The organism is Mediterranea sp. An20 (genome assembly GCF_002160055.1).
GTDB classification, from domain to species: Bacteria; Bacteroidota; Bacteroidia; order Bacteroidales; family Bacteroidaceae; genus Bacteroides; species Bacteroides avicola.
On record NZ_NFJV01000039.1, the window covers coordinates 1 to 26253 of the forward strand.

The window sequence follows — 26253 nt, forward strand, 5'->3', positions numbered from 1 at the left end:
CTTCTAAATCTGTCGGATACATAATTATTTCAAGTGTGGAAACTTAAAAATAATCATTTCCGAAGAAAGAAGAAACACTCTTTCTATATTAAACTTTAAAATTTAAACAGGCTCTAAGTGGTGTGGGCAAATTTTTATAGCTCGCAAAACGAGTACAAACTATTGTTCTCATAAATGCAATAATGCAGCTTACAAGGAACGAATTAGACAAGAGCGCATAGCCACTTATCAGAAAGAAATCTCAATAAACACGGAAGAAACATCTATTGAGAACAAAGAGTTTTATACTCCACCCGAAGTCGCAAAGCTTTTGGGGATTAGTCGAGCCAGTATCTATCGCTATATGGCAGAGAATATAATAAAGGCAGTTCAATTTAAAGGCAAAACATTAGTCAGAAGAAAAGATATAGAACTTCTGTTTGAAAATGCTGCCGAGTACAAAAAGAGAATACCCATAGAGAAAGCCCCTATCACCGACTTCTACACCACCGCCGAGGTCAAAGAGAAATACCATGTCAACGAATCATGGATATTCGTTATTGCCAAGAAGCATAACATTCCACGCACCTTCAATCGTGGCAAGACCTATTGGAGTAAAAAACATATTGATGCCTACTTTGCCAAGAAAGCCCCTGACCCAGACATCACCGAATGGTACAGCACGCAGGAAATGCAGGAAAAGTTCGGCATGACTTTGTCCGCTATCTACACCTTTGCCTACAAAAACGCCATTCCAAAGAAGAAGGAAGGCATTATGGTGTATTACTCGAAAAAGCACGTGGACATTGCCAAAGGAATCGCCAAGCCGGAAGAAACGATGTACTATACCGTGGCAGAAGCAATGGAGAAGTTCAATCTCACGCGAGACCAGTTATACCACTACGTGAAGTGGCACCATATATCCAAGATAAAGAAGGGCAAATACACCTTCATCAGCCGGGCTGAATTGGACAAACTTCTTGCCCCTCCAAAGATTGAATGACGATTTTTCCGGTTATCGTCCGGTGATGTTGTTCGCCATTCTATCACCCGGTTTCTTTGTGCCCAAAACAAATGTAAAACTCTAAATATCATCAGTTATGAATCACACCTGTACAAAAGTGACTGTTCGCCAAAGAGCGATTCACAACGACCGTATTTCTTTGTATCTGGATTATTATCCGGCAGTACGCAACCCCGAAACGATGCAGATGAGCCGCAGGGAATACCTTGGCATCTACCTCTATGCCCATCCCAAAAACGAAATGGAACGGGCATTCAATAATGAGATGCTGAACAAGGCGGAAGCCATCCGCTGTATCCGTGTGCAATCTCTCATCAACGAGGAGTTCGGTTTCTTGGACAAGACCAAACAGAAAGCCGATTTTCTTGCCTACTTCAAAAAGATGTGTCGCACCAAAGATGAGAAATGGACTTTCGTGTACCAGCATTTTTGCAACTTCGTCAAGGGCAAATGTACCTTCGGTGAAGTGAACGTGGATTTGTGCAAGCGTTTCCGCGAATACCTGTTGAACGCCAAGCAACTCAAACACTCTGACCGTCCCATTTCGCTCAATTCAGCTTCTGGCTACTACTCCACATTCCGAGGATTGCTGAAAATTGCTTATCGTGACAAATGGATTCGTGAGAACATCAACGATTTCTTGGATAAGATTGAGCCGGAGGATGTGAAAAAGGAATATCTGACACTGGATGAAGTCAAGCTGCTTGCAGCCACTCCCTGCGACATCCCCGTACTCAAAGCGGCTTCTCTTTTCGCCTGCCTGACTGGTTTGCGCATCAGTGACATTCTGAAACTGCAATGGGAAGATTTCGAAATTGCACCCGACCAAGGCTATTGCCTGCGCATCCGTACACAAAAGACACAAACGGAAGCAACACTCCCTATCAGCAATGAGGCATACGAATTGTGTGGAACACCCGGCACAGGAAAAGTATTTAAAGGATTGCAACGGAGCATGACACAACACCCACTAAAGAAATGGATTAAGCAGGCAGGAATCAATAAACACATCAGCTTTCACTGTTTCCGCCACTCCTATGCCGTAATCCAAATCTCTTTAGGCACAGATATCTACACCGTTTCCAAGATGCTCACGCATAAAAATGTGTCCACGACCCAAATCTATGCGGATTTAATAAATACAAAGAAGCGCGAAACAGCTAATAAAATATCACTCAAATAAAGACAAACTTATGAAACGAGGAATCATATATAACAACGGCTATTCCATCAAAATTCCAAATGATGAAATATGGATGACTGCATGGGAGATTGCAGACCTTTTCTATGTAACGCCCAATTCCATCAATCATGCCGTTAAACGAGTTTTGAAGGAAGGAGTTCTTATAGAGTCTCAGGTGTGCCGATATACCTGTTTGGGAAGCGGGAATTATGCAGATGTATATAATATGGAGATGGTCATTGCCCTATCCTTCCGTTTTGACACGGGTCATTCCATATTGTTCCGAAGATGGCTGATACAGAAAATACCCACTCCAAACCGTTCTAAAATACAGATACTCATCACCTTATCTGGAAAGGAACAACACTTTTGCTGATATGATAACCCTGTAAAGCCCGATTTGGTCAATCCATTTCGGGCTTTTTTATGCCCTTCTCAAGAAAATCATTACCTACTATGTACATACTATATAATTGCCTTGCCAGCTATTCCACATTTTTGTGCATGGATTAGCCAAGCAATCATTCTGGTGGCAGCTTGTGTCTTAGTTAATAACGCCAAACGCTGCCACGACAGAGTGAAGTGATTGGAATCCGTCCATACCAATATACTTTTGCAGGCAAACAATTAAAATTGATAAATATGAAGACAGAGAAATTGGAAAAACAAACGCTGAAATGGTTAGTATTCAGCGCAAATGTAATTGTTGGTGCAATGGCACGACAAATGGTACTCCATCATGGACTTGATACTTTTAATGGCTATGTGGCATTTGGGATTTGCATTCTAATGCTTACCGTCATTTATGTCAACCTGCAAGAGTTATTCAAGAAAACTCTTTCCCCATTCTTTGAAACTCTCTTTATGAAGTTCCCGGACTATGGGAAGAAATGCAAGATTAAAACCGAGGATAGCAAAGAAACGACAGAAGAAAAGCCTTTGAACAAAGAAACGGACACAAATCCTCCACTCGGCATGGATTACGCACAAATCCGGCTATCGGCTATGAAAGCCAAAGAACAAGCCGAGCAAGAGAAGCTCGCCACAGTCCTGACCTACACACGCGAGTCATTCGCTCCCTATATGAAAGAAGAGGACTTGAACATTCTTTGCGAGTACATCTGTCTGTTCCATGCGGATAAGGATATTCCAAAGAATGCACGTACCGTCAAAGTGAACTCGGCTATCCGAACCATTGACCTGATGCACTTCGGATGGAATATCGGCTATCAGTTCTCAAAGAGTGGAATCCAAATAGCGACTTTCATCAAACGTGTATTTGCAGAAGCGTTAAAAGAGAGCGAAATCTCCACATTGAAAAGCAAATTAAGATTGGACGGGAAGTGTACTATCAAGATTGACACCACCTTGAAGCAATCTGCCTAAGTCAGAAATCACTAAATCCAACGTAATATGATACAGAATGAGAAAGCAATCACCTTTGATAAGCTACCCGAAGCGGTAGGTTATCTGACCGAACAGGTCATTGAATTGAAAAAGATGGTGTCAGAACTGAAACCGTCACCGTCCGAAAAGCGTGTGCTGATTGAAATCGAAGATGCCTGCCGCATTATCCACAAGGCAAAAGCCACGATTTATACATTGGTACGGAAAGGCATATTGCCAGCTTACAAGAAAGGTAAGAAACTCTACTTCTACGAGGATGAACTCTTGGCATGGGTTGAAAACGGACGGAAGAAAACTTCGGAACAAAATTATGACGAGGTGTTGGCAAATATGCAAAATGGAATGCGTCGCAAACCTAAGCACCGCACAAACTTTTAATTTTTTTGACGATGGAAAAGAAAACGATTGACCCAATGCTGATGGTAGACAAAGCCATTGATATGAGCATGAAGCTGGCAGATACCGAGTTTCCCGTCAGTATCTTTCCGAGCCGCATCCAGCGTATCATACGAGAGGTACATGAATGCCACAGCTATCCTACGGACTATATTGCCGCCTCTATTCTTACAGCCATCGCCGTAGGAATCGGGAATACCCATCTTGTTCAAATCAAACAAGGTTGGCATGAAAGTCCTATCCTCTACATGGCATTGATAGGCAGACCGGGAGCGAATAAAAGTCATCCGCTCAGCTTCGCCATGAAGCCATTCCTTGATTTTGATTACCAGCAGAATCAGGAATACGAAAAAGCGTATGTCGAGTATGAACGACAGATGTGCATGAGCCGGAAAGAACGGACGGAAAACGGATATGAGCAATTTCCAATGGAACCCGTCCGCAGACGTTTCCTTGTATCGGACGTTACGCCCGAAGGACTAAGTCTTATCCACGCACAGAACAAGCGTGGACTCTGCCTGTGGGCAGACGAGTTGTCCGCATGGTTCAAGAACTTTAACCGATACAACAACGGTTCGGAAGAACAGTTCTGGCTTTCGGTTTTCAGTGCAAAGACAACCATCTCCGACCGTAAGAGCGCAAAGAGTTCCATCTTCATCAAACGTCCGTACATATCGGTCATTGGTACGATTCAGAAGAAGATTTTGGGTGAATTGGCAAAAGGAGAGCGCTCAAGTAACGGATTCATTGACCGCATTCTTTTCGTGATGCCCAATCTCCAACAGAAAGCCCGTTGGAATGATAAGGAACTGCCTGCTGATATTGAACAGGAATGGCACGCCATCATTGACAAGTTTATCTGCTTGGAATGCAATTACAACGACAAGGGAGAAGTTGAACCGTATATCCTGCACTTTGATGAAGAGGCAAAGAAACGGCTATATGAATGGCAGCATCGTTTCTCAGAATTATGCGACCGTGAAGGGAATGACACGATTGTCAGCATTTATTGCAAGCTGGAAATATACATCATCCGTTTCTGTCTGATTATTCAACTGGCACGGTGGACTTGTGGTGAATGCGATAAAACCTACATTGACTTGCTGACTGTGGAACGTGCCATACGGCTGACGGAGTATTTCAAGGAGTCCGCTTTGAGCGTACAACACATAATCAGCGAAGTGGTATTGAATAGCCAGCAACAAACCATTGTCGGCCAGCTTCCCTGTACGTTCACCACGGCACAGGCGACACATATTGCAGAACAGAATGGCATGAAGGAACGTACTCTGCAACGGTTCCTGAACGACAACATCGGCATCCTGTTCCGCAAAGAGAAACATGGAGAATACTCAAAGATTAACCCGTGACGTTTTTGTCGCTTTTGACACTTTCAACCCAGAAAACGACAATAGTGACAATAACGACACATATAAAAATAGAAAACAATGACGACACATAGATTCATATTGGAACCATACAAAGGCATTGCTACCCGACATACGTGTCCTGCCTGCCAGCGCAAGAGATGTTTCTCACGATATATCGATACGGAGAAACGAATCTCTTTTCCTGACCACGTAGGACGGTGTGACCATGAACAGAAGTGTGGTTATCATTTCACACCACGGAATTATTTTGATGAAAAACCTGAAGCGAAACAAGAGTTGTATGAAAAAAGCTCGCTTTATGTTTCATCTCATAAAATAAAGACTACCTCGACCTCTTTCATCGACGAAGAAACAGTCAAGCGGTCTTTGAAATGTTATGAAACGAACAGACTGTATCAGTTTCTGACCTCCAAATTTGGAGAATCATCTGCCATGAGTCTAATGAAAAAGTATCATGTCGGTTCTTCCAAACATTGGGATGGAGCAACTGTGTTTTGGCAGATTGACCGTAACAACCGAGTTCGTACAGGTAAGATAATGCTTTACAATCCGAATACTGGGAAGAGAGTAAAAGAACCACACAGCCACATCACTTGGGCACACTCCCTACTCCATAAATCCGGTTTCAACATGAAGCAATGTTTCTTCGGCGAGCACTTGTTGGCAGCAGACAAAATCCGTCCGGTCGCACTGGTCGAAAGTGAGAAGACAGCTCTTATCGCCTCCTATTACCTGCCGCAATATCTATGGCTTGCCTCAGGTGGAAAGAACGGATGTTTCAATGAAAGCAGCCTTTCGGCACTGGCGAAAAGAAGTGTTGTTCTTTTCCCTGACTTGGGAGCGACCGACTATTGGCAAAGCAAAATCGGAATGATACGCAACTATGGAATCGAGGTGCAACTTTTCGACTATCTCGAAAACAACGCTCCCGAAAGCGAACGGAAGGAAGGGTATGACATCGCCGATTACCTGCTGCAAATCCAACCAGACGAGGCTGTTCTCCAAACGATGAACAGGAAGAATCCGCACCTGAAAACATTGATTGAAATGCTTGGTCTAGAATTGGTAAACGTACAACGGAACAGCTCCTGAACAATGTTTCGGGCATACCAAAAGGGAGGTTTTCAATACTGACCGTAAGGGCTGAAAACCGGAACTTTTAGGGTAAGCAAGTTTATGTCGGTGTATTACATTTCCCGACAACTTGCCCATCCTGAAGTCCGGTGGGACAGCTCCCGATGGTCACAACTGTAACAATTAAAAAGCAACGAAAATGAACAAGAGAAATACGATTACATTACGCCTAACCGATGACCTGTTGGCGTGGTTAGGAGCATTAAGCAGACGCAGCAAACGGAGCAAAAGCGAAGTCATACGTTCACTCATCGAACATGGGTCGGTACGAGAACGTATCACCCGTGACCACTTGCATATCATCCGTCAGTTGATTGGCGAAAGCACTAACCTGAACCAATTGGCTAAACAGGCAAATACCTACGGATTCTTTGTCGTAGCTGACCAGTGCCAAGAGATAGCGAACCATATTTCACAACTCATCAAACAACTGAAAGATGATAGGTAAACTGACAAAAGGAACTTCCTTCGGTGGCTGCATGCGCTATGTGCTAAAAGAAGAAAAGGCAAGACTTCTGGAAGCTGTCGGAGTGGAAGGTTCACCGGAACAGATGGCTGAGCAGTTTGAGCTGCAATCCTTGCTGAATGATAAGGTAAAAAATATTGTCGGACATACATCGCTCAGCTTCTCCCCGGAAGATAGTCTGCGACTAAGGAATGATGATGCGCTCATGCTGAAAATCGCCCGCGAATACATGGAACGCATGGGCATCCGAAACACACAATACATCATCGCTCGTCATACAGACCGCAGGCACGCACATTGTCATATCGTGTTCAACCGTGTGGGCAATGACGGCAAAACTATCAGTGACAAGAACGACCGCTATCGCAACGAGAAGGTCTGCAAGATGCTAACGGCAAAATACCGCCTGCACTTTGCCCAAGGCAAAGACCATGTGAACGAAGAACGGTTGCGCCCATACGACAAGGCGAGGTACCGAATCTACAAGGCATTGAAAGCGGAAGTGCAGAATGCCCAAAGCTGGAACGAGCTGAAAGACGCGCTTGCCGAATACGGCATTGACATGAGGTTCAAAGTTAGCCGCACCACACGGGACATTCAAGGGGTAAAGTTCGGATATGGGAAATATACCTTTTCCGGTTCAAAAATCAGCCGGGAGTTCAGCTATCTGGCTATTGACCGCCAGCTGGAAAGAAACGCATACGCTCCCTCCTATTCATATCGGAAAACAGTCAGGGAAAATGCCATACCAGCATCTCCTGTACAAGAACGGGCATCTGATTTTGAAGAATCACATTCTGCGGGATTGGGACTGTTCATGCCGACACCGACATCCAACACCTCAGACGAGGCAGCATTTGAAGCGGAACTGAAACGGAGAAAGAAAGCCAAACGCAAGCGCGGCTTCCGATTATAACAAACCATTTTATTAACATTTTAAATTTCAACATTATGATTGACAAGAATTTTGTGAAAGACATTGAACTCTACATTTGTGAGAAGTTCGGGTATCGTAACAGCGTGTATGTGAATCCGACCTGTAATGGTTGTTGCATTGACATCCGTGAAAAGGACGTGAAGCTGTATTTTCGCCTGTGGGAATACAGCAAGGGAGTCAACGGTTTTCCTGACCGTTGTATCATCTTAGTGAACCATGCCTTCGAAAAAGACTATCAGGAGAATCTATTGGACTTGGTGAGTTTCTTCAAAGAGTACGCCCCACTCTACGGTTTCTATTACCTCGGCATAGAGAATGACATGCGAGGCGATTATCGCTTGATAGGATTGAAAGCTACTACCAATTATCGGTTTGATAACGATTGCTATGCAGCACCATTGGAAACTATCAATGTCTGATTGAGCGACATTTGAATGAAAAAGAACGAAGAGGGAGAATTTTCTTCCTCTTTACTCTTTTTATAGCATGATATTTTATACCTTTGTAAACAAAACTAAGATAGAAGGTATGGACAAACCCATGAACCGAATAAAAGAAGTGCTTGAAGAACGTGGTATCAAACAGACATGGCTGGCGGAGAAGCTCGGCAAAAGTTTCTGTATGGTCAATGCATATGTTTGCAACAGGCGACAACCCAGTTTAGAGATACTGTTTCAGATTGCGGATATTCTGAATGTGGATGTAAAGGATTTGATAAACGATGATCAATAAGGATGAGGATTAACGAGCATCTCAATTCCAAAGAGCCATTATCCCTATTTCAAAGAGCCAAAATGGCACTTTAAAATCACAAATACCCATTTAAGAACATGAACAAGCAATATCAAATAGATGAACAAAGCCTCTTGAAAGCCCAACGATTATTTGAAACGGGTGATATAGACAAGATTGAGGTTGGCACGACAAAAGGGCTGTGCGACATACACCAGTACCTTTTCGACGGACTGTATGACTTTGCCGGCAAGATACGCAACCTGAACATTGCCAAAGGCGGATTCCGCTTTGCCAACTGCATGTATCTGGAAGCGATACTTCCGGTCATCGAAAAGATGCCCGAAAACACTTTTGAGGAAATCATTGCCAAATATGTAGAAATGAACATCGCCCATCCTTTTATGGAAGGGAATGGCCGTTCCACTCGGATATGGCTTGACATGATGCTAAAGAAGAATCTGGGCAAAGTGGTGGACTGGCAGACCGTAGACAAAGACCTTTATCTGCAAGCCATGGAACGAAGCCCTATCAACGATTTGGAACTCCGCGTATTGCTTCAACCTGCTCTGACTGATAAAGTCAATGACCGTGAAGTTATCTTCAAGGGAATTGAGCAGTCGTATTATTATGAAGGGTATAGCAAGAACAAAGGTTGAATCTTATACTCTCATCTTAATATTGAAAGATTGTTACACAGTACCGTTAGCAGCAGCAATCAGCACCTAATTGATTGAACAGCATTTGAATGAATTTAAGTGAAAAGGAAGTTTTTCTGTCTTTTTCTCTTTTTATAGCATAATATTTTCTATATTTGCAAGTGAAATAGTGAGTATTTTTTGAACACATAAAAAACAGGAAAACTCAAAGAGATGTCTCAATATAGTTTCTCATATAACTACGATTCGCTGGATGATGCGTTCAATGCAGTGAATAGGAAGGGGAAGATGCAACAAAGGTATCTTTCACCTGAATATTTGGCTGCGGCTCAAGAGTATCGTGAGATGAGAGCGGAACTAAATAAAATATTGAGAAAGAAAAAGACAGAGCGTACAGAGGAAGAAACAAATAAATCTGAGCAGCTGAGGCAACAGATGAAAGATAATGCTCAGCTACAGAAAACCTTGTTACAAGAGCATCTTAGCAAAGTTTCTTCAAGGATTTTATCAAGTAGTTTTCGTTTCAACCTTACTCCGGATGTGTCAAAGGATCCGGAGAAGCCAGTTTATACTATTGGAGCTACAGCTGAAGAGTTTTTCGCAATGCAAGTCCTTTGCAGAAATGTAAAGAAACTATTTAGGATCTCCATGTCAAGTCGCCACGAAATACTTTCTCAATTAAAGATGTTGTTGAGGGAGGATAAAAGTTGGTACTATATCATCCGAACGGATGTTTGTCACTGTTTTGAATCAATACCACATAATAAACTGTTTGAGTATTTAGAGGGCAACAATCTACTTGATGTAAAGAGTAAATCCCTCTTACGTGGACTCATCCGCAAAGAGTTTGAAGCAAAGAATTTGCGTCCACTTGTATCAACTGAAGAGACAGGCATTCCACGAGGTTGTGCTATCAGTTCACTATTATCTGAATTTTATTTGTCCAAAATAGATGAAGAGCTTAGGCGTAAACTGCCTGGAATAGTGTTTATGGCAAGATATGTGGATGATATTATTATCGTAATACATCCTAATTTAGATGATGTGCATCGGTGGTCATTAGATGATTATGTCAAAGCTCTAACTGATACGTATATTGAACATGGTTTGAAAATTCACACACCTACAGATGGGACAAACAAATGCTATACATATGATTCCAAGAATAAAAAGAATCTAAAATTTAATCTTTTAGGATATACAATACAGTCCATCAAAGGAGATAAAGATAAGCAAGGCTTTTTCTCTTTGTCCAAGGACAGAAAGAAAAAGATTGGGGATCGCATAACAAAGACTTTTCAGAAATTTGACAGTTTGCTGAATACTGTGCCTTACGATGTTGCAGCGCATTATTTATTTGATGCATTACACGTGTTGACATGCAATATCAATCTGTATAATGCGAAGCGAGGCGTGAAGGTGGGTATATTTTACTCAAACCAATTGCTGGACAATGTAAAAGATTTGGAAGGGTTAGATCAGTATCTTCAATATAGGTGCAGTCAAATATCATTGGTCGGCAAGGTTGGCGTTGATCCGGCTAAACAACTACAGATTGAAGCGACCCTGAAGAAACAACTTAGGCAAGTATCCTTTGTTAAAGGCTTCGCAATGCCTCATAAACGATATAAAGTAAAGAAAATCAGATTACAAATGATTAAACAATCGTGGGTATGAGAAAGAGAAAGAAGATAAAGCTTAGTTATAGCAAAGAGCGAGTCCTCTTTTCTGATGTCTTGCCCTATGAGTGTCCCATAATATTCTCAAACCGGTATTTGTATCGATTTCTTGCCAAGTATTTATGGATTGGTAAAAAAGAACAAAAGGTTGATAATATCATGTGGAATGTCTTGAAGCAATCTAAACGTTTGGATGAAAAGGATGCAAATGCTTTTGCTGCATTACTATTTGGATGTTATGAAAAGGGTAAAAGAGTCGGAATACTTCAACATAAATTAAACGACCTATTCTACCCCTATCAATTCAATATTGCTCACAAGGAGAATAAGAACCGAACGCTGTCAATTATACATCCTTATAACCAGTGGCAAGTAGTAGAGTTTTATGAACAGTATAAATATTCTATACTCTATTTTTGCAATCAAAGTAAATACTCGCTTCGTAAACCACACAAGATTGCACAATACTTTTACTATAGAGATAGACTTCACCGAAAGTTATCTGGACATGAAAGTGATAAAGTTGAATTGTTCTTCAATGAATATGAGAATTTGAAAACTTACTTTAGTTACGAAAAGTATTCAAATATATACAAGTTCTATGAAGACTACAGGTACCAACGAGCAGAAAAGAAATTTAAATATCTTGTGAAGTTCGACCTACAGAGTTGTTTTGACAGTATTTATACCCACACCATAAGTTGGGCAACAGCAGGTGGTGCGGACAAGGTGAAGGTTTTGCCTGGATATCATGGTTCATGGGTTGGCGATGCATTTGACAATCTAATGCAGTCGGTCAATGCACGTGAAACGAATGGCATTGTAATAGGCCCTGAATTTTCTCGAATCTTTGCAGAGATTATACTTCAATATATAGATCAAAAGGTCGAACAGGAACTATGGGAAGAAAAAAAACTTCGCCATAAATTCACCTACGAATGCTATCGGTATGTTGACGACTATTTTCTCTTCTATAATGACGAAAAGGACAGAAATCTTTTCATGGAAAGTCTAACAAAATGGCTGAAGGAATTCAAATTACAGATTAGTCCATCCAAAACAGAAGAGTTTGAAAGACCTTTTATCACAAAGGTTACTATTGCCAAACAGCGAATTGAAAGTTTGCTTAGCAATATATTCTCGATTCCACTTTGGGAAGAAGTAGAATCAAATTTGTGTGTAGAGAAAGAAGAGGACACTGAAGATGAAGATTCGGATAAAGATAAGGGAATACTATATAAGAAATTCAATATATACCTGTCTGCAAATAGCGCAAATGCTCAAATAAAAGCGACAGTAAGGGAATGCGGAATTGAATATCGCGATATTGCAAACTATCTGCTTGAGAAGATCAGCCAACGTCTTGACGCTTTTCTCAATCGATATGAAATTGGCTTCAAGAAGTATGAACGCCTGATGTCAAAAGAAGATGTGAATAAGAACGAGGTTGAAACTCATGCACAACGAGCGCAAAGGAAACTCACTAGTTATCTTGTATCTTTGGTTGATGTGGCGTTTTTCGTGTTCAATAGTAACAGGCAAGTTAATACCACATTAAAATTGCAGAAGATAATGAATTCTATCATTATCTACGTAAAACGGCATGGCGATTTCAAAGTTAATCCAAAGGTTAGATTTCAAACAATAAGCAAGGATATTATCTTTAAGAAAATTCAAGATGAAATTGCCTTGGTACTGACTACAACAGATTCACATCGAAACACTTTGCATGAAAGTCTCTATCTATTAATATTGGCCAAAGAATTAGGCGGTGCATATCTGCTTGCACCTGAGGTTGTTAAATCATTCATTAAGAACAGTGAACTGCAGTATAACCTTTTCGCATGTATCATATTATTATATTACTATGCGAATCACATGTGTTATGATGAACAAAAGGCTATATTAAAAGATAAGATTCTGAAGAAGTATCGGCTTGTTGCAGAATCAGAGCGCAAACGTAATTCGGAACTCACAATTCTCACGGCGGACATGATGACTTGTCCATTTGTGGATGATGCATATAAGCAAAGCCTTCTTACATTGATTGGCATTACTGAAACGAAAGATCAGCAGATGATAATGCGCTTTGCCAGAAAGCAAAAGTTCATTTTCACCCGCTGGACAATGTTTAATTTGAATAAAGAATTACAGGCAAAGATTTCACAAGAGGTATATTCGTAGCTTCTGTAACAGCTGTTGGTCCAACTATACTTTCACACACATAACCTTCAAGCTAGCCGAAACGACGCAGGAAGTTACGTTTTCCAAAATGGTTGGTTAGGATTGTACCGAATGTGAAATCTTGCCTTTATCAACAATTCATCTCCTAAGCATCACAAAATTGATGTTTTTCGCCATTCTTTTTGCATAATACAATCCATATATGGCGATTTTCTGAGAATATTTCCTACCTTTGTCTGCAACGAGAACAATCATTGCCCATTGAAATGGAAACTACGAAAGATATAAACCGAATCAAAGTGGTGCTGGTGGAAAAGAAGCGAACCAACAAATGGCTGGCGGAGCAGTTAGGAAAAGACCCAGCTACTGTATCGAAGTGGTGTACGAACACTGCCCAACCGAGCCTTGAAAGACTGTTGGAAATTGCAAATGTCTTGGAAGTAGATGTAAAGGATTTACTCAACTCCTCACGCTAAAGCTTCCAAAATGCCATAATCAAGCGGCCATAAGCCGCAACTGACGGATGGTTTTTACAAGCATCGGCAACCAACGGCTAAGGCATTGAACATCAATACGTTACAAAGACATGATCTTTTACCGTCTAAAAGACGGCTTTTTAAGCTGCAAAAAGGTATCTTTTACAACGCCAAACATGACCTTTTAGAAAACTGTTAACGTAGGACTAAAAAATTAATGAAAACAATATATGAACAATAACGATAGAATAAACTTGATACATCGTATCAGCGAAATAGAAGGACTGAGCGACAAGGAGCGCAGCGCCTTGCTCGGACTATTGCGTGAAAGCAAGACCTACGGGCTTGTATGGGAAGACAAGCCCGAGGCGGTGGAGGAACGCTTGCGTGATGAACTCCCTGTGCTGACTGAAGTAAAGGAGCGTGCCCTCATCAGCAAAGACAAGGACGCGCCCAACCATATCCTTATAGAAGGCGACAACCTTGAAGCCCTCACCACGCTTGCCTACACCCATGCCGGACGGATTGATGTGATTTATATCGATCCACCTTACAATACGGGCAATAAAGATTTTGTCTATAACGATTCGTTTGTGGACAAGGAAGACAGTTACCGCCATTCCAAATGGTTGTCATTCATGAGCCGACGGTTGAAGATTGCGAAACAGTTGCTTTCGGATAAAGGCGTGATTTTTATTTCGATTGATGACAATGAGCAGGCGCAACTGAAGTTGTTGTGTGATGAGGTGTTTGGAGAAGGAAACTTTATTGAAAACATTATTTGGCAGAAAAAATTCTCACGTTCAAACGATGCAACTTATTTTTCTTCTATGCATGATCATATTTTGTGCTATGTAAAATCAACCGAGAAAAATATAGGTTGGGAAATTGGACTTCTAAATCGTACTGAAGATATACCCAAAGGATATTCTAACCCAGACAATGACTATAGAGGTCCATGGACATCTGTTATTTTATCTGCTAAATCGGGATCTGATTCACTATTATATAAAATAATAACACCATCTGGTCGAGAATGCTATCCTCCAAGCGGCAGATATTGGAGTTGTAGTAAAGAAACATTTGACAAATGGAGAAAAGAGAACCGAATATGGTTCGGAAAAGATGGAAATGGAACTCCAAGACGAAAAACTTTTCTTTCAGAGGTACAAGATGGATTACGCCCTAACAGTATTTTATTTCAATCGGAAGCAGGCAATAATCAAGAAGCAAGGCAAGAACTTAAAAATATTTTTAATGGAGAAGGTACATTTGACAACCCTAAACCAATAAAACTCTTAAAACTTATCCTTACAATCTCCAATTCAAAAAAAGCCACTATCCTCGACTTCTTCGCCGGCAGTGGCACCACCCTTCACGCCACGATGCAGCTCAATGCCGAGGACGGCGGTCACCGCCAGTGCATCCTTGTGACGAACAACGAGAACGGAATTTGCGAGAATGTGACTTACGAAAGGAACAAGCGTGTCATTCAAGGATATACCACTCCTAAAGGTGAACACGTGGCAGGACTAACGAACAACAATCTGCGCTACTACCGTACAGGATTCGTAAGCCGAAACCGTTCCGTGCAAAATATGCGCCGGCTGGTCAACCTCTCTACCGACATGCTCTGCATCAAAGAAGACCTCTATACAGAGCAACCGACATTCTGCGGCGAACGGGCATACAAAGGCATTTTCCGCTACTTTGATGACGGACAAAAACAAATGCTTGTCATTTATCGTGAAGAAGCGATAGACCGTCTGGTGGAACTTATATACGGCATGGATGTGAAGGGTAAGATAAAGATATACGTCTTCTCTCCCAGCGAAGACCCGTGGGAAGACTCATTCGAGGACGTAAGCGACAAGGTGGAACTATGCGCCCTGCCTGCTGCCATCTATAACGCATACCACCGCATCCTGCCGAAGAAAAAGGATGTTGTCGTTTTGCCGGAAGCAGATGCGCCGGTAACAAATGAAAAAGAAAATCAGACAGACGGAATGTTGAACTTTACAGATGAAGGAGACGAAGCATGAAAGACTTAGCATATCAACAACGAGCAATAAACGAACTGACCGACAAGACCATCCGGCTGCTCAACTTGGGCGAACACAGACGAAAAATCGTGTTTGAAGCTCCCACGGGCGCAGGCAAAACGGTAATGGCCTGCCAGACATTGGCAAACTTAGTGGACGAACTGAAGAACCGTGGCGACAGCCGCTACGAGGAAGTGGCCTTCATTTGGTTTGCCCCGCGCAAGTTGCATCTGCAAAGCTATGCCAGCCTGAAAGGTGCCTTCAGCGAAACGCGCAAGCTAAGCCCCGTGATGTTCGATGAATTGGAGCAGAGCGAAGGCATCCGCCCGGGAGAAATCTTGTTTGTCAACTGGGAAAGTGTAAACAAAGACAACAACGTGATGGTGCGCGAAAGTGAAAGCTCCGCCTCGCTGTATGAAATAGCCCGCAGGACACAGGAAGAATTCGGTCTGCCTATCGTGGCCATCATCGACGAAGAACACATGTTCTGGTCGAAGACCGCCGACAAATCGGCTGCCGTACTTGACCGCATCAATCCTGCCGTGGAAATCCGAATCTCCGCCACACCCAAGACGCTCCGCCCGGACGAAACTGTGAAAGTGTACCGTCAAGATGTCATCGCCGCCGAAATGATTAAGAAAGAAGTGGTACTCAATCCTGACATCGAACTGGATTTCAGCGAAGAACGTACCCTAAACCAAAACCTCATAAAAGCCGCTCTTGGCAAACGCAACCAACTGGCAGAGGCTTACAAGGAATTGGACATAAACATCAATCCGCTGTTGCTTATCCAACTGCCCAACGACACCAAAGAAACAATGACTGCCGATGATACCGCCATTGCCGAACAGGTAAAGACTTATCTGCGCGTAGCATGTGACATCACAGAAGAAAACGGACTATTAGCCGTCTGGCTTGCCAACGAAAAATCCAACTTGCCCAATCTGGAACGTCCCGACAACCTGGCACAGGTGCTGCTTTTCAAGGAAGCTATCGCCTTAGGCTGGGATTGCCCGCGTGCGGCGGTGTTGCTCATTTTTCGCAAACTTCAAAGTGACCAATTCACCATCCAGACCGTGGGGCGCATTCTGCGTATGCCCGAACAAAAACATTACCCCAAAGAAATGCTTAACATTGGCTACGTCTATACTGACATTGCCAAAGACAAGATACAAATAGTAACAGCGGACTCGGATTACATACTCAACAATACCCTTATCGCTTATCGGCGTGAAGGGTTGGAAAATCTTTCGCTGCCCGCCTATTATTCGGAACGCCCTAATGTGGAACGCAATTATTTGGGACCGGATTTCCGCCGGACACTCTATGAAGTTGCAGGCGAATTTTGGAAACTGGAGCGTGGAGCCGGGTTGTTCAGTATAGAAGAACTGGCGGCAATGATAGGTGAAGAAGATAATTTCAGCCCATTACCAGAATCGGACGATGCAACCATAAACGAAAACCGCCGACGGGTAAAGAACACCATCCGGCTTGACGTAAAAAACGTGAATGTGGAAATACCGAAAGATGTACATTTCCAAAACGAAGAACAGACGCTACAAGTAGAACGGGTAAAGTTCGCCCGCAAAGCCTCAGAAATAGACCGCGTGTTCATGGCTTACATCAGCACGAAAGGCCATCAATTTGAAAGCAAAGGACGCACAGACAAAATAGCCGGGTATCTGCTTGAGATGCTTGCCGACTATTTCGGCATCTTCGAGACGGATGCCAAGAAAGTAGTTCTCTATCATGACAACAAGCCCAAATTCGACCGGTTGCTGGACAAGGCTCTTGAAACCTACGCCCGGAAAAGACAGATTGACAAAGCCCGGTCTGCCGCTCGAAGAGAATTCAAACAATATGATTGGGAAGTGCCGGAAGAAAGGGTATATGACAGCGAAACAAACCATATTGAAGAAGCACAGAACCATGCCCTATCGCCATTCATCCAGCTCAACGCTGCATCCAATCCGGAAAAGGAGTTTATAAAATTCCTTGAAGCGAATGCGGAATGGATTGACTGGTGGTATAAGAACGGTGACAAGGGAAAACAGCATTATGCCATTGCATACGGTGAAGGTAAAGACAAAGCCTTGTTTTATGTGGATTTCATCATCCGTATGAAGAACGGGCACATCTATCTATTCGACACCAAAAGTGCCGGAAGCGATGCGCTGGCACATGAGAAACATAATGCGCTATTGAAGTACATTCAAAAGAATTCCACAGAAAATGAACCTCTATTCGGTGGAATCATCCTGCAACAGGGCAGTAACTGGTTGTACTCCAAACTGCCAATTGAAAATACAACTGATACTTTAAACTGGGATAGCTTCTATCCACAAAACGCATAACGATATGGCAAAAGGATTGGACAACAAATTTCTCCATTACGGCATACGGAAGGAAGACATGAGTTTGATTGAAGCCCTTTGCGAGAAACACGAACTGGACTTCAATTGGGTCAGCGAAGAAATACTGCGTAAATACCACGCTAAGAAAGTGGACGCGATAGAAATAACCGACACGGAAACGGAAGCCGTCATCAAAGCGGCCATCCAACAAATCCGATAAGAAAAGAAAGGAGGCAAGCATGATTATCAAACGTATCAAAGCCATCAATTACAAGACTTACCTGAATCTGGATTTAGACTTGTCGGTAGAACGCGAACGTCCCATCATCTTGATAGGCGGTAACAATGGTGGTGGTAAGACAACATTGTTCGAGGCTATCTGTGGAGCACTCTATGGGTTACGGATAAAAAACAAGCAACATTTCTACGAGTTGCTTAATAACGGTGCGTTCAATCAAGTAGAACATAAAATCGAGCTGGAGCTTACTTTTGTCGGATTGGTATTGGGTGCAGAACAGAAATATGTGCTGAAGCGTACATACGTGTTGAATCCTTCTGAAAAGCCAGTGGAAAGTGTCAGCTTGAATATGAACGGAAATATGTTTGTATATGGCACTGCCACCCCTCCGGCACAACGCGCCAAGAGCGAACAGCAGGTGAACAAAATCATTAAAGCCAACCTGCCCCAAGAGTTGAGCCAGTACTTCCTGTTCGATGCCATGCAGTCAAGCAAATTGCTGGAGGAAAACGTATTCGCCCAAATCATACGCGACAACATCGAGAACGTAATGGGCTTCAACAAATACATTCAGTTAAAGAAGGCTTCGGAAAAGCTGTTGCAAGAATGGACCGTACAGCGCATGAACGCCCAAAAGGAGATAGAAGAATACGAAAGCCTCTGCAAGGAGAAACAACAGTTGGAAGCCAAGTCACAACAACAATCAGCCGAATTGGACAGACTGTATAAATACCTTGCCGCCATGAAAGACGATTACGACAAGGCCAAAGCGGGCGAGGAAGATGTCAACCAGACCAAGAATAAGATTCAGCAACTGGATGCCAACATACAATCCACCCTGCAAAAAGTGTCGGAATACTCCAATACCGTGAAAGACTTCATCGACAATCTGGAGACAAACGTATTCCTCCCGAAAGTAGCTTCCAACATGTCGTTGGAAATCAACGCCATCTTGAAAGCCAAAGAGGACTTGAAAGAAGAGCTGAAAGGTGTCTATGCTCCGGAAGATGTATTCCACATTACGGAATGCGTACTGAATTACTTGAAAGAATTTGCCTTATGCACTTCTGACATTGACGCGGAGAATGTGGCAGCCTACGTGCTGGCAAAACAGAAACAACCCAACAAACAAGATGAATATGCCTTTTTAGATGAGTCGGAAGTAGAAGCATTGAAAAATCTGCTCCACATCAATGGTGTCAATGAATTTATCCAACTGGATAAGACTCGTCAGGAGTTGGAAGAACGGATTGCCAATCTGTCTAACCAACGTATGCAAAAAGAAGCGTTAGAGCGGAGCCAGACAAAAGGAAATCTGGAACTGATTAAGGAATATGAGTCCAAAGAAGCACAAATTAAAAAATTAGAACAAGATAGACAAAACACAAGCGATGAAATAGTCCGTCTTGACAGACGTATCCACCAATATGACGTACAGATACAGCAAGAACCAGATGTAAAATACGACACACTGGTCAAACTCAAACCATTCTTTGAGGACGTAGCCAACACCTTGTTGAAGCAAAAGAAACTGTTGATAGAAACAGAGATGCAAAAACAATTGAATATGCTTCTGCTATCATACAAAGGCTGCATCTCACGTGTAGAGCTCTCTGACACACTGGAAAATTTCACTATCAAGCTCTACCATAAGGCTGGTAATGAAATTTCATTGAACCAGTTAAACGCCGCATCCAAACAAATATTCATTCAGGTATTGCTGAAAGTGCTGCGTAATTTGGGAGACTATAATCCTCCGGTAATGATTGACACCGTAATGGGTGTGCTTGACGAAGAAAGCCGTGATGTATTGATGGAAGAATACTTTCCACAACTGGCGGAACAAACCATTTTGTTATGCACTACCTCGGAAATCCGCAAAGACAGCGATTACATCCGGCTGGAACCATTCATATCGAAAACATATACCTTAAAACGCAACGTGGAGGAACAAAACACCACCGTTGAAACTGGTTATTTTGGTATCACACTTAATGACTAAAGATTATGGAAATAGCATTAGACAATATACGGCAGGCCGAAGGAATATTGGATGAGCTGAATGGGCTGAAAGAGAATATAGAAAACAGAATCAACTTGTCGCAAGTGGCTGGCAACGAAAAGCGTGTGTTGCTGACAGGCAATAAAATTATGCGTATCTGCCTGATTGCAGGATTGAACGTAGCAGAAAAACGTTCCATGGAACACATCAGCAATATTCAGCTTTCCAAATCCAGTATCAGAATCCCATCGAGTTTCTTCACGCACAATAATTTGCGTTCGCTCTACTCTGCCTTGCTCAAAATCCGATACAGGGATTTCAAAATAGATTGGAATGACAACCCAACAGTTTCAAGAATTATTGCGGCTGAAATGTTCAGAGGACGAGACTATTTGCTGAACGACAACAACCTAAATAACTTTTTGCTTTCCATTACTTCCCATCGGAATGTATCGGGGAACATTCCGGCATTGGAACTCATTATTGGAGAATACGACAATGAAATGGAAGCAGCGCTTAATATCAACGGAAAGTCCATTACCAATACTCAAATACTGATTGCAGGCTCTACAGGTTCAGGCAAGACCAACTTGTTGGCTGTACTTATCAACCAGTTCAGAAGGCTTTCCGTGGAAACAGCCTACCCTGTTAATTTCTTACTGTTTGATTATAAAGGCGAGTTTTCCGACCCGGCCAACAATCATTGGCTGACACTTTTCGATGTGGACAGAAGTTGTATCCTAAATCCGATAGAACGCCCGTTGCCCTTTACTCCATTCAAAGATTTCACCGGAAAGACGCTGAATGAAATTAACCTCTATTCATCGGAAATGGCGACAGCTTTGTGCGCATTGGAAAAAGCCAACATCAGTGCCAATATGAGCAACCGACTGAGTGAAGCAATCGTAGATGCTTATAAAAAGACCAATGGGGCACCTATCTCATTCGAACTGATGCTAAAAATGTATCAAGGAAAAATGCAGAACGCAGACAAAGACGATAGTGTAACTTCCGTCTTAAAGTTACTGGTAAGAAGCAATCTGTTTGAAAAAGAAGATAAAGTACAGCTTACCGATGAATGCTTTATCATAAAGATGGACGCTTTCCCTAAAGATGGTCCGATAGCAAAAGCCATCGTATATTTCGTAGTGGCGAAGTTAAACTTGATTTATGAGCAATTGGACAAACAGGCCGTAAGTGATGATTACGTTCAAATCAGACACTTTACTATCATTGATGAAGCCCATTATATGCTTGATTTCGACAACCGCCCGCTTAGGAATCTAATTGCAGTTGGACGTAACAAAGGCTTGAGTATTATCTTGGCCACTCAAAATATGGAGAGCTTCAAGAGCAAACATTTCGATTTCTATGCCAACGCCCAGTATCCGCTCATTATGAAACAGCAAACTATCTCAGACCCAGTCATAAAAGATTTGTTTGGTGTAAGCGGGAAAGAGTTGCAGGAAATCCGCTCAGCCATAGCTGGACTACAAAAAGGTGAACTAATTATCAAAGACCAGAATGCCTTCTTACTTGACATTGGGAAGAAATATAAGAAAATTAAGGTGTCACATTTAATTTGAAAGGGAATCAATGATGTCAGATTTCCTCACTAAATTCTAACAGGTAATGAATGACTTTGAAGAATATATAAGACAAGGCGAGCCTCAGAAGAAAGAAAAAGGCTATGCTTGGCAAACGGCCATCGGCTTGCAGGCAGTGGACGATTTGAAACCGTCCGAATATCTGATACAGACGGCTCGGCAGCATATTGAAGGGGATATAACTATCGAAGAAGCCAAGCAACTGATTGACACCTACTATCAGTCTAAGACGGCCAGAGCCGACATGGATGACAGGACAGAGGAGGCTGATAAGGTTTCGGCACGTATCGCTGAGATCTTGTCGGAAAAGACATTCACGTTCTCTCCGGTTGAATATATCACCATCCACAGACGTCTTTTTCAAGGTATCTATAAATTTGCAGGTAAGATTAGAGATTACAATATCACCAAAAAGGAATGGGTATTGAAAGGTGAAACCGTGTTATATGCCAGTGCCAATAGCATACGAGAAACTCTTGATTATGATTTCGGACAAGAGAAAAATTTCAGCTATAAAGATTTGAACATCCATGATGCCATCACCCACATTGCCAATTTTATATCAGGAATCTGGCAGATACATGCTTTTGGAGAAGGCAACACCCGTACAACGGCAGTTTTTACCATAAAATACTTGCGCACTTTCGGATTTGACATCAATAACGATGCATTTGCCAAGCATTCGTGGTATTTCCGCAATGCTTTGGTTCGTGCCAACTACAACAACCTAAGCAAAGGCATATACGCTACCACTGAATATATTGAAGCGTTCTTCCGGAACTTGATTCTATCCGAGCATAACGAACTGAAGAACCGAATGATGCTTGTACAGGAATCTTTTCCACAAGAAAGGCAAAGTGCAAATGCAACGAACGAGACGCTCTCAAAGTGCAATATTTGCACTTTGGATTGCACTTTGGAGGAAATAGCGGTGCTCAACTTCTTACGGGAACAACCCAAAGCCACACAAAAAGAGATTGCTGTGCACATAGGCAAATCTGAGCGGACCGTCAAGAGCATTACCGTAAAATTGGTTGAGAAAGGCATTATAGAACGAAAAAACGGCAAAAGAAATGGTTTTTGGGAGATTAAAACAATGGTTTGAACCGCTAAATTTTCATCGTGAAATATAATAAACGCAATAAATAGAATGAACGAACAGAAACTGACAAAATATCTCACTTCCTATAAAGAATGGCTGACGAAAAATCCATCAGCAGCCAATGAAGCAAAACAAGAACAGATGGAAGCACAGCAAAAAGCTCATGTTTTCACCAAAGAGCGGCTTCTTTCCCTGTCGGAAGATGACTTGTTCGAATATCTCTCGCCACTATGGGCCATGGCGATGTGGGGCAATAAGCATTATCAGATTGATAATATCATAGAAGCCAACGGGATTGAATTGCTCCGTAAACAATTCGCCAATTTGATTTATGGAGAAGCCGACATTGAAAAGCGATGGGATGATTTTCGTTCAAAGATTAAAGGTATTGGTCCGGCTATTATGAGCGAGCTGTTATGCAAAACTTATCCCTCGCAATATCTACTTTGGAATAAAAAGACATACACCGGATTTAAAACTTTGAACATTGACAATCTCCCACGTTATGAGGCAAGATTGGACGGGAAAATGTACGCACAGTTATCCGGCATCGGACGAGAATTGCTGGCGAAGTCTCAGGAATACGGATATAATGAAATCTGCGATTTGTTGGCGTTAAATTCTTTTATATGGAATGAGTTACAAGACGATTCTATAGATTGCACCATTTCCGACAAGGAAGAAGAACTTATTGCCACGAGCAAAAAAGATGCGACTTTCATCCACAATGACATCCGGGACAAAGTGGCAGAAATCGGTCATTGCCTAGGTTTCCGGGCTGAGGTTGAAAAGAAAGTTGCCGCAGGCGCGGTGGTCGATGCAATATGGGAAGTCACCATTGGGAACATGGGGCGCGTGATTTATGTGTTTGAAGTTCAAACTTCCGGCTCTATCGACAGCCTGATACTAAACTTAATGAAAGCCAAGAACAACAAAGCGGTTCAAGGCATTGTCGCCGTCACAGACCAAAAACAGATTGAACGGATTAAAAAAGAGATAGAATCGCTCCCCATAAAAGAGGAAGTGAAATTTTGGGATTACACAGAGGTGCTAAGGATACATGAAGCCTTGCAGTTCGTAAATGAATCCATTAATCGGCTCGGACTTGTTCCAAATGGTTTGTGATAAAAGAGGTTACATTTATGAATGACTCCAAAGGCAAATAAATGATATGGAGACCTGCTATCGTCTGAGCTTCGAAGCTCATTTTCGTCCGGTAACCATTTATCCGTGGGTGGACGGCAATGGTCGCACCACAAGGCTTCTGATGAACATTATACAAAGACAGTTAGGGTTCATCCCTTCCATCGTAACAAAAGAAGGCAAAGGTGAATATATCCAGACTTTGATTGATAGCCGAGAGCAAGAAGACAGCACGATTATTCAAGATGTTATGCTTGCCCAGCATATCACCAACCTTGAAAGCAGGATTTTACAGTATCAGCAAAGCATAAATGACACTGTAAATAATGAAAGTGATACTGCAACGCGGCTTATTAACTTTATTATGGCACATCCGGAATATACCTACGATGAATATGCCAAAGCACTGAACATTGGTCGGGCTACAGTGGCACGTCACATCAAAAAATTGAATGGAACGATAATCAAGCGTATCGGGTCGGACAAAGACGGGCATTGGGAATTTATAAAAGAACAATGATGACCAAGAAAATACTTTTCCTACATGGTTTCTTCGCTTCGGGCAGTTGCATACCTGCCCAAGCATTAAGACAAGCATTTACGGGCAAGGCGAAAGTTCTTACACCTGACCTGCCTTTGCATCCGAAGGCAGCACTAATGTTTATTGAGAACATCTGCAAACAGGAAAAGCCATGCGTGCTGGTAGGCAACAGCAATGGAGCATTTCTTGCACAAATCATTGCTTCCCGCCTCGGATTACCAGCCCTGTTAGGCAATCCTTATCTGGAAATGACTCGCTTTCTCATTGAACGCATCGGAGAGCACGAATACAAATCGCCACGGACAGACGGGCATCAGCAACTCGTAATAAACCAATCACTGATAGACGAGTTTGCTGAAGTGCAAGTCCACCAGTGGGATGATTCCCGCCCGGAACTTTCCGACCGCATCTGGGGATTGTTCGGAGAAAATGACCATCTGGCACACTTTGAACCGTTGTTCCTGCAACACTATACGCATGCCTATCATTTTCCCGGTGGGCATACACCTACAGCGGAAGAAGTGCGGGAGTATTATGCGCTGTTAGCGGAAAAACTTTATACACAAAACAACGCCTAATTAGTAAATTATTATACGATTATATTTTCAATGTCAACTGGAACAAAATTTCTATTTTGTTCTTGATCATGTTCAATTCCAATAAAGTCTTCTTTGATTTGTTGTTGATAAAATATTGAAATATTCTCGTTTGTACATCCCAATTTATGAAGCAAATTTTTAAACTCTACAATATTGGCTTCATTTTGAACAACAATGTATTTAATATCATTCCATTCAAACTTGATACCAATAGGCAATAAGGACATTTCATTATGCTGTTTCTTGTATTCAATGTATTCTTTTTTAGATAACATATATTGAAAATTTTCATTTTTCAAATATTGAAACGGTGGTACAAGCCTAACCTCTCGTTCATCCATAAAACGATAGTTTGAGTATTTATGTCCTTTTACATTTAATTCTCCTTCAACAGGCTTCACATATGCAATTATTTCTGCCAATTTTAAGACATATTGTTCTTGAACTGGATTCGCATTTCTCAAAATACTAAATAAATTAGACTCAACAATAGAGTTCGCATAGCAATACCAAACTGGATTAAAATGATTTTTTTTGCCCCAATTATGAGACAGACCGATTGAATAGCCACCATACTTACCCATATAATTAGCAAATTCTGAAAACGGTAAATCACAAAAACTTATCATTGGAAATGCAATTTCATAATCTGCCACAGGTACCTTTTCTTGACTATACGAAAATTTAAATGTTCTTGATTTTAGTATATCTTCTAGGCCTTTCTTTTTAGTTTGATGCCACAATATATTTGAACTTAATCCCATAATAATTATTTTGTAAGTTTGTAAGATTATCACAGTATTGAATCTTTCTATTTTAAAATAACTTCCGCATATCCATCGAAAGAAAATCTTCCGCACTGATGCCACCATCACCTACAATAAATGCCGCTTGCGGATTAAAAAGTTTGCGGAATTTATCCAATCCTTCTGTCCGTTTCTCCGCATTGCTTTTCACCTCAATGGCGACCACCGAACC

The 26253-nt window shown here is 41.9% G+C and carries 25 protein-coding genes; 24 read left to right on the forward strand and 1 reads right to left on the reverse strand.

Features of this window, described 5'->3' with window-relative positions; all coding sequences use genetic code 11:
* The first annotated feature begins 130 nt into the window (after positions 1–130).
* From B5F34_RS15750 to B5F34_RS15865, 24 genes are all read left to right on the forward strand, one after another.
* The gene (locus B5F34_RS15750) at positions 131–982 is read left to right on the forward strand and encodes a helix-turn-helix domain-containing protein (protein WP_087340737.1); all 852 of its coding nucleotides are present in this window, start codon (positions 131–133) and stop codon (positions 980–982) included.
* 97 nt (positions 983–1079) lie between these two features.
* On the forward strand, positions 1080–2186 hold the full coding sequence (locus B5F34_RS15755) for a site-specific integrase (protein ID WP_087340738.1): 1107 nt from the start codon (positions 1080–1082) through the stop codon (positions 2184–2186).
* 10 nt (positions 2187–2196) lie between these two features.
* Complete coding sequence (locus tag B5F34_RS15760; protein WP_087340739.1) at positions 2197–2562, forward strand: lipofamily protein; 366 nt, start codon at positions 2197–2199, stop codon at positions 2560–2562.
* 266 nt (positions 2563–2828) lie between these two features.
* Positions 2829–3572, forward strand: a complete 744-nt coding sequence (locus B5F34_RS15765) for a hypothetical protein (protein ID WP_087340740.1) — start codon at positions 2829–2831, stop codon at positions 3570–3572.
* Between the two features lie 27 nt (positions 3573–3599).
* Positions 3600–3971 (forward strand): helix-turn-helix domain-containing protein, encoded by a 372-nt coding sequence (locus B5F34_RS15770; RefSeq protein ID WP_087340741.1) that lies wholly within the window; start codon positions 3600–3602, stop codon positions 3969–3971.
* Positions 3972–3982: 11 nt separating this feature from the next.
* Complete coding sequence (locus B5F34_RS15775; RefSeq protein ID WP_087340742.1) at positions 3983–5359, forward strand: YfjI family protein; 1377 nt, start codon at positions 3983–3985, stop codon at positions 5357–5359.
* A 78-nt stretch (positions 5360–5437) separates the two neighbouring features.
* Positions 5438–6472 carry a DUF6371 domain-containing protein gene (locus B5F34_RS15780; protein ID WP_087340743.1) on the forward strand — a complete coding sequence of 345 codons (1035 nt, stop codon included), beginning with the start codon at positions 5438–5440 and terminating at the stop codon, positions 6470–6472.
* A 181-nt stretch (positions 6473–6653) separates the two neighbouring features.
* Positions 6654–6962 carry a plasmid mobilization relaxosome protein MobC gene (mobC, locus tag B5F34_RS15785; RefSeq protein WP_087340744.1) on the forward strand — a complete coding sequence of 103 codons (309 nt, stop codon included), beginning with the start codon at positions 6654–6656 and terminating at the stop codon, positions 6960–6962.
* Positions 6952–7896 carry a relaxase/mobilization nuclease domain-containing protein gene (locus B5F34_RS15790; protein ID WP_087340745.1) on the forward strand — a complete coding sequence of 315 codons (945 nt, stop codon included), beginning with the start codon at positions 6952–6954 and terminating at the stop codon, positions 7894–7896. The genes mobC and B5F34_RS15790 overlap by 11 nt, the downstream gene beginning before the upstream one ends.
* Before the next feature lie 35 nt (positions 7897–7931).
* On the forward strand, positions 7932–8336 hold the full coding sequence (locus B5F34_RS15795; RefSeq protein ID WP_087340746.1) for a hypothetical protein: 405 nt from the start codon (positions 7932–7934) through the stop codon (positions 8334–8336).
* 109 nt (positions 8337–8445) lie between these two features.
* Positions 8446–8649: a helix-turn-helix transcriptional regulator gene (locus tag B5F34_RS15800; protein WP_087340760.1), complete on the forward strand. Its 204-nt coding sequence runs from the start codon at positions 8446–8448 to the stop codon at positions 8647–8649.
* Positions 8650–8747: 98 nt separating this feature from the next.
* Positions 8748–9308 carry a Fic/DOC family protein gene (locus tag B5F34_RS15805; protein WP_087340747.1) on the forward strand — a complete coding sequence of 187 codons (561 nt, stop codon included), beginning with the start codon at positions 8748–8750 and terminating at the stop codon, positions 9306–9308.
* Positions 9309–9596: 288 nt separating this feature from the next.
* Complete coding sequence (drt3a, locus tag B5F34_RS15810) at positions 9597–10985, forward strand: antiviral reverse transcriptase Drt3a (RefSeq protein ID WP_239449007.1); 1389 nt, start codon at positions 9597–9599, stop codon at positions 10983–10985.
* Positions 10982–13171 (forward strand): antiviral reverse transcriptase Drt3b, encoded by a 2190-nt coding sequence (drt3b, locus tag B5F34_RS15815; protein WP_239449008.1) that lies wholly within the window; start codon positions 10982–10984, stop codon positions 13169–13171. Before drt3a ends, drt3b begins: the two co-directional genes overlap by 4 nt.
* A 266-nt stretch (positions 13172–13437) precedes the next feature.
* Positions 13438–13647, forward strand: a complete 210-nt coding sequence (locus B5F34_RS15820; RefSeq protein ID WP_087340750.1) for a helix-turn-helix transcriptional regulator — start codon at positions 13438–13440, stop codon at positions 13645–13647.
* Positions 13648–13877: 230 nt separating this feature from the next.
* Complete coding sequence (locus B5F34_RS15825; RefSeq protein ID WP_087340751.1) at positions 13878–15689, forward strand: site-specific DNA-methyltransferase; 1812 nt, start codon at positions 13878–13880, stop codon at positions 15687–15689.
* A complete protein-coding gene (locus tag B5F34_RS15830; RefSeq protein ID WP_087340752.1) occupies positions 15686–18043 on the forward strand; it encodes a DEAD/DEAH box helicase family protein in 2358 nt (785 codons plus the stop codon). Before B5F34_RS15825 ends, B5F34_RS15830 begins: the two co-directional genes overlap by 4 nt.
* A gap of 4 nt (positions 18044–18047) precedes the next feature.
* Entirely contained in the window at positions 18048–18263 is a 216-nt protein-coding gene (locus B5F34_RS15835; protein ID WP_087340753.1) for a DNA modification system-associated small protein, read from the forward strand.
* Between the two features lie 19 nt (positions 18264–18282).
* Entirely contained in the window at positions 18283–20283 is a 2001-nt protein-coding gene (locus B5F34_RS15840; protein ID WP_087340754.1) for an AAA family ATPase, read from the forward strand.
* Between the two features lie 5 nt (positions 20284–20288).
* A complete protein-coding gene (locus tag B5F34_RS15845) occupies positions 20289–21869 on the forward strand; it encodes a DUF87 domain-containing protein (RefSeq protein ID WP_087340755.1) in 1581 nt (526 codons plus the stop codon).
* A gap of 46 nt (positions 21870–21915) precedes the next feature.
* Positions 21916–22995, forward strand: a complete 1080-nt coding sequence (locus B5F34_RS15850; protein WP_087340756.1) for a Fic family protein — start codon at positions 21916–21918, stop codon at positions 22993–22995.
* 45 nt (positions 22996–23040) lie between these two features.
* Positions 23041–24117 carry a hypothetical protein gene (locus B5F34_RS15855; RefSeq protein WP_087340757.1) on the forward strand — a complete coding sequence of 359 codons (1077 nt, stop codon included), beginning with the start codon at positions 23041–23043 and terminating at the stop codon, positions 24115–24117.
* Between the two features lie 46 nt (positions 24118–24163).
* Positions 24164–24655 carry a Fic family protein gene (locus tag B5F34_RS15860; RefSeq protein WP_239449009.1) on the forward strand — a complete coding sequence of 164 codons (492 nt, stop codon included), beginning with the start codon at positions 24164–24166 and terminating at the stop codon, positions 24653–24655.
* Positions 24652–25254 (forward strand): YqiA/YcfP family alpha/beta fold hydrolase, encoded by a 603-nt coding sequence (locus B5F34_RS15865; RefSeq protein ID WP_239449010.1) that lies wholly within the window; start codon positions 24652–24654, stop codon positions 25252–25254. Before B5F34_RS15860 ends, B5F34_RS15865 begins: the two co-directional genes overlap by 4 nt.
* Before the next feature lie 11 nt (positions 25255–25265).
* Here B5F34_RS15865 and B5F34_RS15870 read toward each other — a convergent pair whose 3' ends face one another.
* The gene (locus tag B5F34_RS15870; RefSeq protein WP_162609355.1) at positions 25266–26039 is read right to left on the reverse strand and encodes an abortive infection system antitoxin AbiGi family protein; all 774 of its coding nucleotides are present in this window, start codon (positions 26037–26039) and stop codon (positions 25266–25268) included.
* Positions 26040–26253 lie beyond the last annotated feature (214 nt).

What these genes read in the sequence shown, in the direction of transcription:
- B5F34_RS15830 (WP_087340752.1), top strand. Translation starts at nt 15,686, where the DNA reads ATGAAAGACTTAGCATATCAACAACGAGCAATAAACGAACTGACCGAC.
- B5F34_RS15865 (WP_239449010.1), top strand. Translation starts at nt 24,652, where the DNA reads ATGATGACCAAGAAAATACTTTTCCTACATGGTTTCTTCGCTTCGGGC.
- B5F34_RS15790 (WP_087340745.1), top strand. Translation starts at nt 6,952, where the DNA reads ATGATAGGTAAACTGACAAAAGGAACTTCCTTCGGTGGCTGCATGCGC.
- B5F34_RS15860 (WP_239449009.1), top strand. Translation starts at nt 24,164, where the DNA reads ATGGAGACCTGCTATCGTCTGAGCTTCGAAGCTCATTTTCGTCCGGTA.
- B5F34_RS15835 (WP_087340753.1), top strand. Translation starts at nt 18,048, where the DNA reads ATGGCAAAAGGATTGGACAACAAATTTCTCCATTACGGCATACGGAAG.
- B5F34_RS15870 (WP_162609355.1), bottom strand. Translation starts at nt 26,039, where the DNA reads ATGGGATTAAGTTCAAATATATTGTGGCATCAAACTAAAAAGAAAGGC.
- mobC (WP_087340744.1), top strand. Translation starts at nt 6,654, where the DNA reads ATGAACAAGAGAAATACGATTACATTACGCCTAACCGATGACCTGTTG.
- B5F34_RS15780 (WP_087340743.1), top strand. Translation starts at nt 5,438, where the DNA reads ATGACGACACATAGATTCATATTGGAACCATACAAAGGCATTGCTACC.
- B5F34_RS15850 (WP_087340756.1), top strand. Translation starts at nt 21,916, where the DNA reads ATGAATGACTTTGAAGAATATATAAGACAAGGCGAGCCTCAGAAGAAA.
- B5F34_RS15760 (WP_087340739.1), top strand. Translation starts at nt 2,197, where the DNA reads ATGAAACGAGGAATCATATATAACAACGGCTATTCCATCAAAATTCCA.
- drt3a (WP_239449007.1), top strand. Translation starts at nt 9,597, where the DNA reads ATGCAACAAAGGTATCTTTCACCTGAATATTTGGCTGCGGCTCAAGAG.
- B5F34_RS15795 (WP_087340746.1), top strand. Translation starts at nt 7,932, where the DNA reads ATGATTGACAAGAATTTTGTGAAAGACATTGAACTCTACATTTGTGAG.
- B5F34_RS15855 (WP_087340757.1), top strand. Translation starts at nt 23,041, where the DNA reads ATGAACGAACAGAAACTGACAAAATATCTCACTTCCTATAAAGAATGG.
- B5F34_RS15805 (WP_087340747.1), top strand. Translation starts at nt 8,748, where the DNA reads ATGAACAAGCAATATCAAATAGATGAACAAAGCCTCTTGAAAGCCCAA.
- B5F34_RS15765 (WP_087340740.1), top strand. Translation starts at nt 2,829, where the DNA reads ATGAAGACAGAGAAATTGGAAAAACAAACGCTGAAATGGTTAGTATTC.
- drt3b (WP_239449008.1), top strand. Translation starts at nt 10,982, where the DNA reads ATGAGAAAGAGAAAGAAGATAAAGCTTAGTTATAGCAAAGAGCGAGTC.
- B5F34_RS15840 (WP_087340754.1), top strand. Translation starts at nt 18,283, where the DNA reads ATGATTATCAAACGTATCAAAGCCATCAATTACAAGACTTACCTGAAT.
- B5F34_RS15770 (WP_087340741.1), top strand. Translation starts at nt 3,600, where the DNA reads ATGATACAGAATGAGAAAGCAATCACCTTTGATAAGCTACCCGAAGCG.
- B5F34_RS15825 (WP_087340751.1), top strand. Translation starts at nt 13,878, where the DNA reads ATGAACAATAACGATAGAATAAACTTGATACATCGTATCAGCGAAATA.
- B5F34_RS15800 (WP_087340760.1), top strand. Translation starts at nt 8,446, where the DNA reads ATGGACAAACCCATGAACCGAATAAAAGAAGTGCTTGAAGAACGTGGT.
- B5F34_RS15755 (WP_087340738.1), top strand. Translation starts at nt 1,080, where the DNA reads ATGAATCACACCTGTACAAAAGTGACTGTTCGCCAAAGAGCGATTCAC.
- B5F34_RS15820 (WP_087340750.1), top strand. Translation starts at nt 13,438, where the DNA reads ATGGAAACTACGAAAGATATAAACCGAATCAAAGTGGTGCTGGTGGAA.
- B5F34_RS15775 (WP_087340742.1), top strand. Translation starts at nt 3,983, where the DNA reads ATGGAAAAGAAAACGATTGACCCAATGCTGATGGTAGACAAAGCCATT.
- B5F34_RS15845 (WP_087340755.1), top strand. Translation starts at nt 20,289, where the DNA reads ATGGAAATAGCATTAGACAATATACGGCAGGCCGAAGGAATATTGGAT.